This is a genomic window from Segatella asaccharophila (assembly GCF_054687055.1).
This window is the reverse complement of record NZ_BAACAN010000039.1, coordinates 1-13,606: the sequence shown is the minus strand read 5'-3', so window position 1 is coordinate 13,606 and position 13,606 is coordinate 1. Positions and strand designations below refer to the sequence as shown.

The 13,606-nt window shown below is 45.5% G+C and carries 15 protein-coding genes; 6 read left to right on the top strand and 9 right to left on the bottom strand.

What is annotated here, in order from left to right; translation table 11 throughout:
* Nucleotides 1–200: 200 nt before the first annotated feature.
* Nucleotides 201–1,136, bottom strand: a complete 936-nt coding sequence (locus tag ACYRYG_RS13000) for a carbohydrate kinase family protein (protein WP_460198444.1) — start codon at nt 1,134–1,136, stop codon at nt 201–203.
* Nucleotides 1,137–1,442: 306 nt separating this feature from the next.
* Here ACYRYG_RS13000 and ACYRYG_RS12995 point away from each other — a divergent pair, with 306 nt between their 5' ends.
* Nucleotides 1,443–2,759, top strand: coding sequence for a M16 family metallopeptidase (locus ACYRYG_RS12995; RefSeq protein ID WP_460198443.1), 1,317 nt, complete (start codon nt 1,443–1,445; stop codon nt 2,757–2,759).
* Between the two features lie 11 nt (nt 2,760–2,770).
* Here ACYRYG_RS12995 and ACYRYG_RS12990 read toward each other — a convergent pair whose 3' ends face one another.
* From ACYRYG_RS12990 to ACYRYG_RS12960, 7 genes are all read right to left on the bottom strand, one after another.
* Nucleotides 2,771–3,415 carry a WbqC family protein gene (locus ACYRYG_RS12990; protein WP_460198442.1) on the bottom strand — a complete coding sequence of 215 codons (645 nt, stop codon included), beginning with the start codon at nt 3,413–3,415 and terminating at the stop codon, nt 2,771–2,773.
* A gap of 55 nt (nt 3,416–3,470) precedes the next feature.
* Nucleotides 3,471–3,884 carry a S26 family signal peptidase gene (locus ACYRYG_RS12985; RefSeq protein ID WP_293417321.1) on the bottom strand — a complete coding sequence of 138 codons (414 nt, stop codon included), beginning with the start codon at nt 3,882–3,884 and terminating at the stop codon, nt 3,471–3,473.
* Nucleotides 3,885–5,333, bottom strand: a complete 1,449-nt coding sequence (locus ACYRYG_RS12980; RefSeq protein WP_460198441.1) for a S26 family signal peptidase — start codon at nt 5,331–5,333, stop codon at nt 3,885–3,887.
* Between the two features lie 146 nt (nt 5,334–5,479).
* Nucleotides 5,480–6,235: a 4-hydroxy-tetrahydrodipicolinate reductase gene (gene dapB, locus ACYRYG_RS12975; RefSeq protein WP_293417327.1), complete on the bottom strand. Its 756-nt coding sequence runs from the start codon at nt 6,233–6,235 to the stop codon at nt 5,480–5,482.
* A 183-nt stretch (nt 6,236–6,418) separates the two neighbouring features.
* Nucleotides 6,419–6,760 (bottom strand): DUF190 domain-containing protein, encoded by a 342-nt coding sequence (locus ACYRYG_RS12970; RefSeq protein ID WP_293417330.1) that lies wholly within the window; start codon nt 6,758–6,760, stop codon nt 6,419–6,421.
* A gap of 1 nt (nt 6,761) precedes the next feature.
* Nucleotides 6,762–7,139, bottom strand: coding sequence for a fluoride efflux transporter CrcB (gene crcB / locus ACYRYG_RS12965; protein WP_293417333.1), 378 nt, complete (start codon nt 7,137–7,139; stop codon nt 6,762–6,764).
* Nucleotides 7,140–7,375: 236 nt separating this feature from the next.
* Nucleotides 7,376–7,693, bottom strand: a complete 318-nt coding sequence (locus ACYRYG_RS12960; protein WP_460198440.1) for a hypothetical protein — start codon at nt 7,691–7,693, stop codon at nt 7,376–7,378.
* Between the two features lie 149 nt (nt 7,694–7,842).
* Here ACYRYG_RS12960 and ACYRYG_RS12955 point away from each other — a divergent pair, with 149 nt between their 5' ends.
* From ACYRYG_RS12955 to ACYRYG_RS12940, 4 genes are all read left to right on the top strand, one after another.
* Entirely contained in the window at nt 7,843–9,141 is a 1,299-nt protein-coding gene (locus ACYRYG_RS12955; protein ID WP_460198438.1) for a DUF2851 family protein, read from the top strand.
* Between the two features lie 176 nt (nt 9,142–9,317).
* On the top strand, nt 9,318–9,731 hold the full coding sequence (locus ACYRYG_RS12950; protein ID WP_293417342.1) for an acyl-CoA thioesterase: 414 nt from the start codon (nt 9,318–9,320) through the stop codon (nt 9,729–9,731).
* Nucleotides 9,731–10,861 (top strand): DNA-processing protein DprA, encoded by a 1,131-nt coding sequence (gene dprA / locus ACYRYG_RS12945; protein WP_293417345.1) that lies wholly within the window; start codon nt 9,731–9,733, stop codon nt 10,859–10,861. Before ACYRYG_RS12950 ends, dprA begins: the two co-directional genes overlap by 1 nt.
* Before the next feature lie 261 nt (nt 10,862–11,122).
* Nucleotides 11,123–11,254: an RNA-binding protein gene (locus ACYRYG_RS12940; RefSeq protein ID WP_293424426.1), complete on the top strand. Its 132-nt coding sequence runs from the start codon at nt 11,123–11,125 to the stop codon at nt 11,252–11,254.
* Between the two features lie 381 nt (nt 11,255–11,635).
* Here the strand turns inward: ACYRYG_RS12940 and ACYRYG_RS12935 are convergent, their stop codons facing one another.
* Nucleotides 11,636–11,806 (bottom strand): hypothetical protein, encoded by a 171-nt coding sequence (locus ACYRYG_RS12935; protein WP_293417348.1) that lies wholly within the window; start codon nt 11,804–11,806, stop codon nt 11,636–11,638.
* A 382-nt stretch (nt 11,807–12,188) separates the two neighbouring features.
* Here ACYRYG_RS12935 and ACYRYG_RS12930 point away from each other — a divergent pair, with 382 nt between their 5' ends.
* Complete coding sequence (locus tag ACYRYG_RS12930; protein WP_460198435.1) at nt 12,189–13,520, top strand: SusC/RagA family TonB-linked outer membrane protein; 1,332 nt, start codon at nt 12,189–12,191, stop codon at nt 13,518–13,520.
* The last annotated feature ends 86 nt before the right edge of the window (nt 13,521–13,606 follow it).

Sequence of the window (13,606 nt, the reverse complement as noted above, 5' to 3'; positions counted from 1 at the left end):
AGATGACTTCTTCGCTATACATTCCATCGCCGATACGGCATGGAAGAACAATCAATCTCAATACAATGCCATTGCTACCATCCTATCTTTATAGGATGGCACACCTTGGGTATGGCTGAATAGTTACGCAATACTCTATTTCCAACTTTTCACAGGAGGCTCAGGCTCCTCAACGGTCCCTATCTCCATTCAAGGCATACTTAAAGTTCCGCTTCCATTTTTCTCCCGAATTCTTCTGAGATATAATTAGAGATATATTTACAACTCTCCGCCGAATACAACTGGGCACAATGGAGTATCTGATCCCATTGCTTTTCCGTCAGTCCCTGTTCTATATCCTCACGGGTGATGCCATGCTTCAACAGGCCGAAAATAAATCCGGCATTGAAGTTATCCCCTGCGCCGATCGTGCTGACCGTTTCCGTAGCCAGTGCAGGATAGACCTTTCTGAAATGGTTCTCTGCCCTGACCACCACAGGATTACTCTCATTCGTGCAAATAAAGTTCTTGCAATAGAAACTGATCTCCGCATTGTACACCTTATCCGGATCAGGCATCTTATAGAGCACTTCGAAGTCGATTGAACTCCCCCTGACAATATCCGCATCACCCAGATTCTCCAACAGATTAGGAGTGACCCTCATGATATCATCCTTATGCGAGCTCCGGTAGTTGACGTCATAATAGATTATGGCGCCACGTTCTCTGGCGTAGTCCAGAAAACCAGCCACCTGTGGGCGGACAACAGGATTAACGGCAAAATAGCTGCCGAAGAGCACAATATCATCACGGTTGATCTCCGGATATGAAAACTCCAGCCGGTCATGGGGATGATCCTTATAGAACATATAGTCTGCGCTGTTATCCTGATCCAGGAAAGCCAAAGAGATAGGTGATTTACTTTCCGGGAAAGAGACCACATTATCTGCATTGACATGATTTTTCTTCAAAAAACTGACAATATGCTTTCCTATCCTGTCATTCCCCGCTTCGCTGATAAACATAGCAGGGATGCCTGACCGGCCTAAAGAGACGACCGCATTGAGTGTAGAACCGCCCGGAACAGCACTCACGGGCTGTCCGTCTTTGAATATAATGTCGAGAACCGTCTCGCCAATTCCAACAACCTTACGCATAATTGATATTTGTTTCTAGATGCAAATATAATAAAAAAACTAATAGCAGAGTCGAATATTCGGAGATTTTATTTCGTCCAAATCAATTAATGGAGCTCTGTAAGATCTTGTATTTATTGCATTCTATTCGCTACAAATTCCTTTACCTAATAAACAAATTCATGTTTCCAAATATACTTCCCTCTCCGGCAAAGGGAAGAGATTATCTGTTTTCCATAAAAACACCTTTCACACATTCATGTATAATAAGAAAAAGATGAATAAAGATATGATGACCAGAGATTTTTTGTAAATTTGTCTACAATTATGAAATATCAAACTTATACGTTGCCCAACGGACTCAGGGTCATCCTCCTGCCTTCAGCGTCACCAGTGGTCTACTGTGGATACCAGATTGATGCGGGAACCCGTGATGAACTCCCGGGGAAAGAAGGTCTCGCACATTTCTGCGAGCACGTATCTTTCAAGGGTACAAAACGCCGGAAGGCCTGCAACATCCTCAACGGACTTGACCGTGTCGGCGGCGACCTGAATGCCTACACGAACAAAGAAGACACGACTTATTATGCCACCATTCTGAAAGAAGACCTCCCCAAAGCTGTAGATCTTCTGACGGACATGGTCTTTCACAGTACGTTCCCCCAACGCGAAATAGACAAGGAAAAGGAAGTTATCTGTGAAGAGATAGAGAGTTATAATGACTCACCCGCAGAACTTATCTATGATGAATTTGAGAATACCATCTTTCATGGCCATCCTTTAGGGCATAACATTTTAGGGACGGAAGACCTTGTCCGGTCATTCAAGACGGCTGACGCATTAGCCTTTACCCTGAAATATTATCGTCCTGGCCATGCGATCTTCTTCGCTTCCGGCGACATCAGTATGAAAAAGCTCATCCGCCTGCTTGAAAAGTTTTTTACCACCTATCCTTTAGGAGCAGGGGGATCTCCTCTTTCTCCTGATACTTCCCAAGAGACAACTTCAGGGGAAAGGCAATTCTCCCAGGACGAGGCCACAGCTGCCAGCCGTAACACCTTAAACAGGACCCTCCAGGGTCCTGAATCAGGCCCTCATCCTCCGATTATCATCCATAAGAAGACCCATCAGGCCCATGTCATGGTCGGTTGCCGCGCTTACAGTATCTTAAACGCAAAGCGTATGCCCCTTTACCTGCTGAACAACATCCTAGGCGGCCCTGGCATGAATGCCCGTCTGAACGTCGCCCTGCGGGAACATCATGGCCTGGTATATACGGTAGAAAGTTCAATGACTTGTTACGGTGACACCGGTTTATGGTGTATCTATTTCGGTTGTGATCCTAAGGATATTGGTCATTGTCTCCGGTTGACGAGAAAAGAATTGGACCGGGTCATCCATGTCCCCCTCTCAGCCACCCAACTCAAGGCTGCGAAGAAACAGATCAAAGGCCAGATCGGCGTCTCCAGTGATAACCGGGAGAATTTCGCCCTTGATTTCGGCAAGAATTTTCTCCATCAGAATAAAGAGACCGACATCGCTGCACTGTTCAAGAAGATTGATGACATTACTGCCCGTCAGGTACAAGAAGTTGCTCAGGAACTCCTTCCTGAAGAAAAACTGACAACAATGATATTCAAATAAAACGGCAGGAATCAAAGGAACAGGACGGCTTCATTTCCTTCATTGAAGAGCAGATCCAGAATACTCAAGTTAGGCTGGAAACCAAACTTCCGGTCATAAACCTGATAGTAGGTCTCAGGATGAAAAGACGGGTCCTCTCCCGGATGCTTAGGCCGGATACATTCACGATAATCCGTGATCCCCTCATTTCCACCGGTCAGTTCCGCCTTGACATACTCCTTTGTAGGAAGGATCAACGGATGAATGTCTAGCAGCTCACACATCTTATCCGTAATTTCCATATTAAAATCATAGAGAAACTCCCAATGTCTTTCAAAGAAAGGCCGGAGCTCGTCCTCATAGAATTCAAAAAACGGACTCTCCCCATAAGCCGAAAGAAGTGCGTTCCAGTGCAGGTGCCTCCAATTGCCGTGATCACTGATCCGGACATCCTTCATCAGACATTTATTCCCCGGATATTTCTCTGTAGGCACTGTCAGCGTCTGAAGGCCATTCGTAGTGGCAATCACGCAGCGGTTGCGGTAAGTCTGCTTTATAAAATGATCAAAACCTTCAACACGGCACTCCTCATAGCGGTTCAACTTCTGATACCACTGTACGGGTCCAAAATAAGCCGAAGATAACAATGCAATATTTGACATATTAGAATCAAGCATTATAGAAGCCCCTTATGGCGGTTATCCCTGAGCCCTGAAGGCAAATGCAAGAACCCTAAAGGTCCAGATGGAATAACCGATAAGCTTTACCGATCAACTGGTACCTGCACACCAGCACTTTCCGTTTCCCGACCTGTAACATATAGTAATCACAGTAAGGGCAGTCGCAACAGTGAGGGAATGTCACCGGGATACGATAGCGCACGCCATGCCAGATCACGGTATCTCCCGGAAGAGCAACGAGCCGTCCCGGATAAGAGACAGAGTCCTGGCGGAAGACCAGGTCATCACCTTTATGAAGATTGGTGCAATCCAAGCGGTTCACAATCCAGCGATCTCCCTTCCGGAATTCCGGAGCATAACTGGAATCCGGAACGGAGAAGATTGTGAATGCCCAGGCACGTACTGCCAGCATCACCAGTATGGCAAACAGCAGCGCCAGAATGAACTTGACACCATCTTTCAGCATTTACTTGATATGGCTCACCAACTTGAACAGGCGGCTCCAGCGGATTCCTCCAAAGCCAGGATAGTCCGGATCATGTGACCACCAGATGAAGATCGGAGTACCCACGATATGATCCTCCGGAACGAATCCCCAATAGCGGCTGTCCGCAGAATTATGACGATTATCACCCATCATCCAGTAATAATCCATCTTAAAGGTATAATAATGGGTCTGCTTGCCATTGATATAGATCTTATTGTTCTTCACCACCAGGTCATTGCCTTCATACACACGGATTGGACGTTCATAGATAGCAATATTTTTCATCGTTAACTTTAAGGTCACCCCTTTCTTCGGAATCCAGACCGGGCCATAGTTGTCACGTGTCCAACCTGTCACAGCGTTCAAGGGATACAAATCCCCCGTTTCCGCGTCCGTATTCATCCGGATGCTGGTTACAAGGTCTTTCCGTGACCTCAGATAGGCAGCAGAACGATAAGTCAATGGCAGATAGCCGTTCTGGTTAAGGCAGGTCAGGTCCTCATTGGAGATCCCCAGCTTTCGCGTCAACTCACTTGGCAGGTCAGCCTTTAATTTGACATAGTACGTATACTGGACATTGTCCGGCTCCTTGTTCGGTTTACCATCAAGATAGACGATACGGTTTTTAACCTGAAGGAATTGTCCCGGCAAGCCGACACAGCGCTTGACGTAATTTTCCCGCCGGTCTACAGGACGATGAATCACATTCCCAAAGGTACTCGGGTTATTCTTGATATAACTCCGTCCCAGGGCGAAGACATACGCAAAATAGTTATACTGCTGCTGTGTCGTAAGCCTCGAAAGATCCGGGCGAGCACCCTTGGCCTGCTCATAGAGTTGTTCACCAAAAGAGTAACACATCTGATAATAATCAGCACTCTCATATTGCTCATTATCACAAAGCGTGTCCCCCGCAGGATAGTTGAAGACAACAATATCATTGAGTTGTACCTGTCCGAGACCTTTCACCCTGCGATACTTCCAGTGAGGCCATTCAAGATAACTCTTCACGTGGATCAAAGGCAGCGTATGCTGTGTCAGCGGCATGGTCAGAGGAGTCTCCGGAATACGGGGGCCATAGCTGATCTTACTGACAAAGAGATAATCACCCGTCAACAGGGATTTTTCCAGCGAAGAGGAGGGGATCACATAATTCTGAAAAGCAAACAGGTTGATGAAATAGACTGCCACCAAAGCGAAGACCAGCGCATCAACCCAACTCATGATGAAACGTACCGGACGCTCAGAGTATTTCCACCAGGTCCAATGAATCTTCTTGGTGATATAGACATCGAAAATAAAGGGAACAACGATCAATCCCCACCAACTCTTGACCCAAAAGAGGAAGAGCAGATAAAGGACGAGGACGATCAGAAATTTCGTCCATTGTTTCTTCATGTTGAGATTTTGTTTTTCCTTATCAATCATGTAACTTCTATTAATAAAGTTAAGAATTAAGTTTTAAGAACCGAGAACGTCTAAGGGATCCCGCTGGAACACCAGTGAGGAATATCCTTAGCATGAATCTGGTATCTCCCTGATTTTCAGGTCTTGAAAATTCGTATATCCGTAAATTAGAATCTGAACAAATCAGATGTTGTCAGTAGTCCGGTATGGTTCAAGGTATACTCAGCAGCAAGGACAGCCCCCATGGCAAACCCTTTACGAGAATGTGCATCATGAGTAATCGTAATACAATCTGCCTCGCTATCATAGATAACACTATGGATACCCGGCACCTCTCCCCGGCGGATGCTCGCTATCGGCAGCTCATCAGGAGCCACATCATTCGTCCCGCTTTCCTTTCCGTCAGCAGTATGCTGGAATCCTTTCACCCATTTGTCCTTGCGGTCAAGACGATTGATGATATCCTCAGCCAGAGTAATGGCCGTTCCCGACGGTGCATCCAGTTTATGTACATGATGTGTCTCTTCCATGCGCACATCATATTGAGGGAAGCCATTCATAATCTTTGCCAAATAGCGGTTGACCGCTGAGAAGATGGCTACGCCCACCGAAAAATTAGAAGCCCAGAAAAGAGTCTGCTTTCCATCTTTTGTCAAGGCTTCCACATCAGCCTTATGATCTTTCATCCATCCGGTAGAACCACTGACCACCTTCACATGGTGCTTAAAAGCTTTCAGGTAATTTCCATAAGCGGCAGTTGGATTCGTGAACTCTATAGCCACATCAGCACTAGCAAACTGTGGTGAGTCAAAATCCCCGGGATTATCAACATCAATTTTGCATACGATCTCATGGCCACGTTGTCTGGCGATCTCTTCGATCATGTGTCCCATCCTTCCGTAGCCAATTAAAGCGATTTTCATTTTTGTACAAAGAATTAAATAATATATTATTGCTACAAAGATAAAGAAAAACGAGGAGAATGCAAAAGATAGCCTTCCTTTTTACTTTTATTTAGCAGCAAATCATATCATTATATGCACGCTGAAAAGGCAAAAAGGCGAAACAGAGGTCAAAAGGGAGCAGAAGGATCACCTGCCAGTTGATTAATTCTTTTTTTCACCCTGCTTCCTGAACAGGATTTCAACATCTTGCAAGGTTACCAGGAAGCCCTTAGGAATTGCATCCAGTATCGGTGCCAGCTCCTTGACAAAGTCACGCAGGCGGTTTTCTTCATCAATGATCTCCACGATCACCGGTTGCTTGATATTAAATTCCCAGAATTTATCCGAACGGAGCTGGCTGGTCTTGCCAAATCCCATCGAGCACCGGTAGACAGTAGCTCCAGAGAGTCCGGATTTCTTTGCCGAGCGGGCGATAAACTCATAGACAGAACCGTGTTTATAGGTATCTGTATTACTCAAATAGAAACGAAGAACTTTTTCCATATCAAAACAATTTTGCTAATTGAATGCCCAATACCAAGGCCAGAAACCCGAAGAATAAACTTGCTGATACATAAACAGCCGTATAGAGGTAGTTGCTGTCCCTGAGAAGAGATCCACTTTCATTCATAAATGTCGAGAAAGTAGTAAACCCTCCGCAAAGGCCTGTCGTCAGGAAAAGTTTAACCGATGGGGACATCCACGTTCCGTTGACAAACAAGCCGGAAAAGAATCCGATGAGCAGGCATCCGACGACATTTACAATAAAAGTCCCTAACGGAAAAGTCAGGATGACACTCGCCTGTACAGCCCGTGAAACGAGGAAGCGAAGTCCGCCACCTATAAAACTCCCGAAGCCTACAATAAAAAAGTCTTTATACATAATCTCTCTTCTATTTTATTAGAAAAACACACTTCCGATGCTCAAAGACCCTATAAGTAAGGATCTGTCCCTTAAAGTTAGCCCCATCAGGTCCCCGCTCCCCAGCATTCCGATAACCGTCGAATATGCCCATTAGTTGAGGACAATGCACAGAACAGGACAAAGATAAACAGAAAATCTGAAAAGCCCGCCATTCCTGTCAGTTTTTTACCCCACAGGTTCCACATTACCTCCCCTCAATAAAAAGTCCCGCCAAAAGTTCTCTTTACCACCTTCCCATTATCTACGGTACCCTCAGCCATCCCATTCGCTACCCTCTCCATGATCGTGCCCGCCACCGCTCTCCCATCCCGTTTTATGCCAGAGGCATACTCATTGCCGGGCGCTATGACCATTGAGTTTATCCCAATGCACCATAGAGAGAATCTGTATGCACCATAGAGAAAGTCTGTATGCACCATTGAGGTCACGATTGACCGTAATCGTGAAAGTCCGTGACGATGGCTATGACTTTCATCCAGCAACCCTTCAAGCAAATCAGCAAAGAGCCCCATGGAGATTCAATTCATCCACAACATTTCAGGAACAGATGATCACATTACCGGATATTTTCGTATCTTTGTCTCATCAATCTCTCTTCCCAAGACGAGCACGTCCTCTGAGAGGGCAAGGATACTATAAACACACCATTTTATCTTTTACTATGGAGCAATTAATTCATTATGTCTGGAAGCACCGGCTGTTTCCACTCAAGCCACTGGAGACAACCGACGGACAAGCCGTTGAAGTGATCGACCCGGGGCTGCACAACATGAACGAAGGTCCGGACTTCTTTAATGCCAAAATCAAAATCGGCGGTACCCTGTGGGCAGGAAACGTGGAAATACACGAAAGAGCCAGTGACTGGTACCTCCATGGACATGATAAAGACCCACGCTATGATAACATCATCCTGCACGTATGCCATATCATTGACCGGGATGTCCGGGACAGCCGGGGCATCTACCTCAAACAGATGCAACTGGATATTCCCGAAAACATCCGCCAGCATTACCACGAGCTGCTGGACGCAGATGCCTACCCGCCCTGCTATCGGATCATCCCCCTCCTCACGCCGCTGATGGTCCATTCATGGATGAGTGCCCTGCAGACCGAAAGGCTGGAACAAAAGACAGAGGCAATCCTGAGAAGAGTCAAAGCCTGTGATGGATCCTGGGAAGCCGGATATTTCGTCACGCTTGCCCGCAATTACGGTTTCGGGAAAAACGGGGATGCCTTTGAACAATGGGCTCTCAGCATTCCCCTGGCTGATGTCGATCACCATCGTGACCACCTCTGCCAGATTGAAGCAATCTTTATGGGACAGGCTGGACTGCTCAATCCTGAGACCCTACTGAAACCTTATCAGGAAGATGCGCTCAATGACGGCTATTTTACAAAACTAAGAGACGAATACTTATACCTGGCGAAGAAATTTCATCTTCAGCCGATCGATTACCGGCTCTGGAATTTCTTCCATCTAAGACCGCAGAACTTCCCCTACATCCGGATCTCACAACTTGCCAATCTTTTTTACCAACGCAAGGCAACCCTCAGCCAACTTCTTGAGAAGGACTCCATCCAGGCCATGGAGGATGTCCTGGAGGTCTCCGTAACGCCCTATTGGGAAACACATTATACGTTCGGATCCACGAGCACAAGATGCGAAAAGCACCTCTCCCCCTTCTCTCTCAACCTGCTGCTGATCAATACTGCCGTCCCTATGCTCTTTGCCTACGGTCGGCACCGGGGAAACGAGGCCCTTTGCGAACGCGCTTTCGACCTCCTGGAAAAATTAAAAGCGGAAAAGAACAGTATTGTTACCATCTGGCAACAGGTGGGGCTGGACGTTCAGAATGCCGGTGATTCACAAGCACTGATCCAACTGAAAAAAGAATACTGTGATAAGAAAGATTGCCTGCGCTGCCGGATCGGGTATGAATATCTGAAAAAAAACTATTAAGGTATCTGATTTCCCGACTTGAAAAAATACTAAAATGATCATCTTTCCGTAATTATCTATAAGGATCCACAGTCGTCATACACAAGAAAAGACACGTCTTTTCTGATAAAAACCGGATCCCCTCATCTCATTATTATTAAGCAAACAGGGCATCGCCCTCTAACAGGAACAGGAATATGATTTATACATTTGAGACTAAAATGGAAGTTCGTGATTATGAATGCGATATTCAAGGCATCGTAAACAATGCAAACTATCTACACTATTTAGAGCATACACGCCATCGCCTTCTGACAAAGGCAGGACTCAGTTTCAAGGAGATGCACGAGAAAGGAGTAGACCCTGTGGTAGCCCGTGTTGAGCTCCGCTATAAGGCACCTCTACGCTGTGATGATATGATGATCTCAAAACTCTGGCTGGAGAAGAAGGGCCCATGCTTTGTCTTCCATCAGGATATCTACCGGGAAAGTGACCAGCAGCTTTGCCTGAGGGCCGTCACGGACCTGGTGGTCCTGGTAAATGGAAAAATCGGATACAGCAAAGAATATGACCGGGCCCTCAGCCCCTTCATACCTAAGAAAGATGCCTAATGGATAATGACCAGGAGAAACTGAATGCTATTGCCCTTACCCAACTCAACTATTTTTCCCTTGCCGGACTTCTGGAATTATATCGGAAACTTGGCTCCGCTACTGCAGTAGTAACACACCGGGATGCCATCCAGGAGGTGATCCCTGATGCCTCGCAACATCTGATAAGAGCTCTGCAGAATTTAGATGAACCTTTAAAACGGGCTGAAGCCGAACTGGAATATGACAAGAAACACGGTATTCAGGTTCTCACCTTGAATGATCCTCAGTACCCCCAGCGGCTGAAAGACGTAGATGACGCCCCTCTGGTCTTGTTCTATAAAGGCACTGCCGACTTCAACCAGGCCCGTGTCATCGCCATTGTCGGCACCCGCCACTGTACATCCTACGGTCAGGATCTCATCCATAAATTGATCACCGGCCTGAAGACGATGTGCCCCCGTCTTCTTGTCATCAGCGGACTGGCCTATGGAGTAGACATCACTGCACACCGGCAATCCCTGTCCTGCGGGTATGAAACCATCGGCGTCCTGGCTCATGGGTTGGACGAACTTTATCCTTCCTCTCATCGCGACACAGCCAACAGGATGGTCACACAAGGCGGATTAATTACCGAGTTTCTCACTCAGACACGAGCAGAAAAAATCAATTTTGTACGCCGGAACCGCATCATTGCCGGTATGTCCGACGCTACCATCCTCATAGAAAGTGCCGCAAAGGGAGGCGGACTGATCACCACAGGCATTGCCCAGAGTTATGGCCGGGATGTCTTCGCTTTCCCAGGCCCGGTAGGAGCCACCTATTCTGCCGGATGCAACTACCTCATACGGGACAACGGTGCAGGACTGATTACCTGCGCTGATGACCTCGTAAAAGCAATGGGATGGGAAATGGATGCCCGCCTCGTAAAAGCCCGGCATGAGGGCATAGAACGGCAGATCTTCCCCCATCTCTCCCCGGAGGAACAAACGATTGTCAAAGTTTTAAGGGGAACGAATGACCTTCAGATCAACCTTCTGACGGTACGCACAGGATTATCCATCAGTCAACTCACGGCACTGCTTTTTGAATTAGAGATGAAAGGGATTGTCAAAGAATTCGCCGGAGGAATATACCATCTCCTCCTCTGATGACTAATCCGGACCAACGAGGAAACAGGAAGGGGCTCACCCTTCGATTTATGCCGTTGCTATAGCCATGCCAAACACACCGAATACTAAATAAAAGTAAATATATCTCTCAATTTTAAAGTTTAATTTTCCAATTTGCGATACAGGTTTCAATATTTTTATATAACTTTGCGATGTTTTTCGAGCAAACTGCCACTGTCAGAGTTTACTGGCGACAGTCTACTCCATAATTCGTTGTCTAATTTATTAAATAATTTAATTATGGGTGCAGCAGGTAACAAAAAGCCGAAAAAGGCAAAAAAAGGAAAACATACTCCAGCATACGAAACTACTGACAGCATGGATACCACCTCTACCACATCAGGTAAAGGAAAGAAAAAGAAACTTCACTAACTCTATTTCTGTGAAGTGAGAAGATGGTGGACATTCTTTAACAGAACAAAGGATAGTCCACCATTTTTCATGCCTGCCCGTCTCTGTTCCGAGAGCCATCCTGCCAGAAGAATCTGACAGAAGTCCAACAAGGATTATCCATTCTATTCCCCTTCCATTTAGAGATAAGATTCAGTCAACTCACTGATGAACAGGTTGTTTAAGGGCCGGAACGAACCTTTATATAGCAGACCAACCGGAACGATAAGAGGGGAACATTTACGACTTCCGTTTTAAAGGAAATTCTATCCGAATATAATGGGTTTGCCAATGGATGGATGACATGTAAAGACATTCCGGGGATTGCCAGAGCCGATAGGAGAGCCATTCTTGCCCTCCTGTCTACGGACTGTACCCGGTCTGTGAAACACCATCCGTAACGCCACTGGTAGAACGGCAACGGTAATCTCCTGCTCCTGTAATCATACGGTCTTGACCATTTGGGCCTCGCCTTATCTGATAGGGATACATGATATTATGTATCCTCCCAACGTGTGAATAATTCAATACCATTCTTATCCTAGTATCCTGATCAACATCAGAATATACAGGATCCTGTGAAGAAGTCTTAAATTTTCGCTTCTCCTCCGCAAGGAAGCATGTCCTGATGTGTAAACGTTTGCATAGTACAAACAACGCTTTTAACTTAAAAATGGCTACTAAGCACCGTTAAAGAATTTAACTTTGCATTGGAATTCAAAAGATAGAAGGACACTTATTCCAAGAAGGGACGAAACCTGTAGAACGAACGCTTTTTAAATATTTAAAGCCTCCTAAACACATTTCCGATACATAGCATGTTTCTGTTCCATATTGTAAATTGTGTTATCTATAATTGACCGTCCAATATTGAAAGAACAAAATGGGAAACAACCTTAACATTAAAAACCAAAAAATGATGAATCAGGTTAAATTTATAATGCCTTTAAGGATGTTTGCATTATTATGCGGACTCCTCCTCTCCGTCAGTGCTTTTGCACAGCAGATCACTGTCAACGGACATGTCAAGGATACTTCCGGCGAACCTATCATCGGCGCAACCATACGTATTGCCGATGGAAATGGCGGCACAGTATCCGATTTGAATGGAGATTTTACTCTCAAGACAAATGCAGGTGCAAACCTGACAATTACCTATGTTGGTTATCAAAAAATCAGTATCAAAGCTTCACCTCAAATGACAGTCATTTTGAAAGAAGACAAGAAGATGCTGAATGACGTTGTCGTAATCGGTTACGGAACAGTAAAGAAATCAGATTTGAGTGGTTCTGTCGTAGCGATAAAAGCAGAAGACATCAATCGGGGCGCAATAACCTCACCACAGGAATTACTACAAGGAAAAGTACCTGGTCTGTTTGTACAGCCAGGTGATGGAGCTCCCGGTTCAGGAAGCACTATTCGAATCCGTGGGGGAGCATCACTGAATGCAACCAACGACCCTCTAATTGTAATTGATGGTATCCCTGTATCAAACGATGCTGCACCAGGGACACCAAATGCCCTTGCCACAATCAATCCTGATGATATTGCCACATTCACTGTATTAAAAGATGCATCAGCTACCGCCATTTACGGTTCACGCGCATCAAACGGTGTGATCATCATTACTACCAAGAAAGGAACTTCTGGAAAAATAAAAATAAGCTATTCAGGAACTTCCTCTGCACAAGATCCTTACAAACGAATCAAAGTGCTCAACGCAGACTCTTTTCGTCAAACTGTGCTAAACCAATATGCAGCAGGAACAACTTTAGGTGATGCAGCAAGGAATATATTAAACGAGTACCCAGATCAATCCACGAATTGGCAAGATAAGATATTCCAGACAGGATTAGGCACAGATCAAAATGTAAGCATTGCAGGGAAAGCAGGATTTCTGCCTTTCCGTACTTCATTAGGATATAACAAAGAACGAGGTACACTGAAGACCTCCATGTATAACCGTTATACCGGATCCATCAACTTAAGTCCCAAATTCTTCCAAGATCACTTAAGTGTGGATGTTAATGTAAAAGGAACCATTAATACAACACATTATGCTGATGCCAGCGCTATCAGTTCTGCTGCTTTTTATGACCCGACAAAACCCGTATACAATACAGATAACACATTTAACGGTTACTGGAACTGGACTAATGGAAGTGGTGATCCCAACACGTTGGCAGCTGTAAACCCGTTATCACTTCTTTATGAAACGTACATGATTGTCTTTCGCCAAAGGGAATGAAAAGGGATTTTTTGTATCTTTGCCACAGTATAAATCCTTTAATCCTTTAGATATGGCGAATCAGAAGCAAGAAGTCTCCTTTTCAG

Bases quoted from the DNA above. Each gene is read 5' to 3' on its own strand.
- ACYRYG_RS13000 (WP_460198444.1), bottom strand. From the start codon at position 1,136: ATGCGTAAGGTTGTTGGAATTGGCGAGACGGTTCTCGACATTATATTC.
- ACYRYG_RS12995 (WP_460198443.1), top strand. From the start codon at position 1,443: ATGAAATATCAAACTTATACGTTGCCCAACGGACTCAGGGTCATCCTC.
- ACYRYG_RS12990 (WP_460198442.1), bottom strand. From the start codon at position 3,415: ATGCTTGATTCTAATATGTCAAATATTGCATTGTTATCTTCGGCTTAT.
- ACYRYG_RS12985 (WP_293417321.1), bottom strand. From the start codon at position 3,884: ATGCTGAAAGATGGTGTCAAGTTCATTCTGGCGCTGCTGTTTGCCATA.
- ACYRYG_RS12980 (WP_460198441.1), bottom strand. From the start codon at position 5,333: ATGATTGATAAGGAAAAACAAAATCTCAACATGAAGAAACAATGGACG.
- dapB (WP_293417327.1), bottom strand. From the start codon at position 6,235: ATGAAAATCGCTTTAATTGGCTACGGAAGGATGGGACACATGATCGAA.
- ACYRYG_RS12970 (WP_293417330.1), bottom strand. From the start codon at position 6,760: ATGGAAAAAGTTCTTCGTTTCTATTTGAGTAATACAGATACCTATAAA.
- crcB (WP_293417333.1), bottom strand. From the start codon at position 7,139: ATGTATAAAGACTTTTTTATTGTAGGCTTCGGGAGTTTTATAGGTGGC.
- ACYRYG_RS12960 (WP_460198440.1), bottom strand. From the start codon at position 7,693: ATGGGGCTCTTTGCTGATTTGCTTGAAGGGTTGCTGGATGAAAGTCAT.
- ACYRYG_RS12955 (WP_460198438.1), top strand. From the start codon at position 7,843: ATGGAGCAATTAATTCATTATGTCTGGAAGCACCGGCTGTTTCCACTC.
- ACYRYG_RS12950 (WP_293417342.1), top strand. From the start codon at position 9,318: ATGATTTATACATTTGAGACTAAAATGGAAGTTCGTGATTATGAATGC.
- dprA (WP_293417345.1), top strand. From the start codon at position 9,731: ATGGATAATGACCAGGAGAAACTGAATGCTATTGCCCTTACCCAACTC.
- ACYRYG_RS12940 (WP_293424426.1), top strand. From the start codon at position 11,123: ATGGGTGCAGCAGGTAACAAAAAGCCGAAAAAGGCAAAAAAAGGAAAA.
- ACYRYG_RS12935 (WP_293417348.1), bottom strand. From the start codon at position 11,806: ATGGTATTGAATTATTCACACGTTGGGAGGATACATAATATCATGTAT.
- ACYRYG_RS12930 (WP_460198435.1), top strand. From the start codon at position 12,189: ATGATGAATCAGGTTAAATTTATAATGCCTTTAAGGATGTTTGCATTA.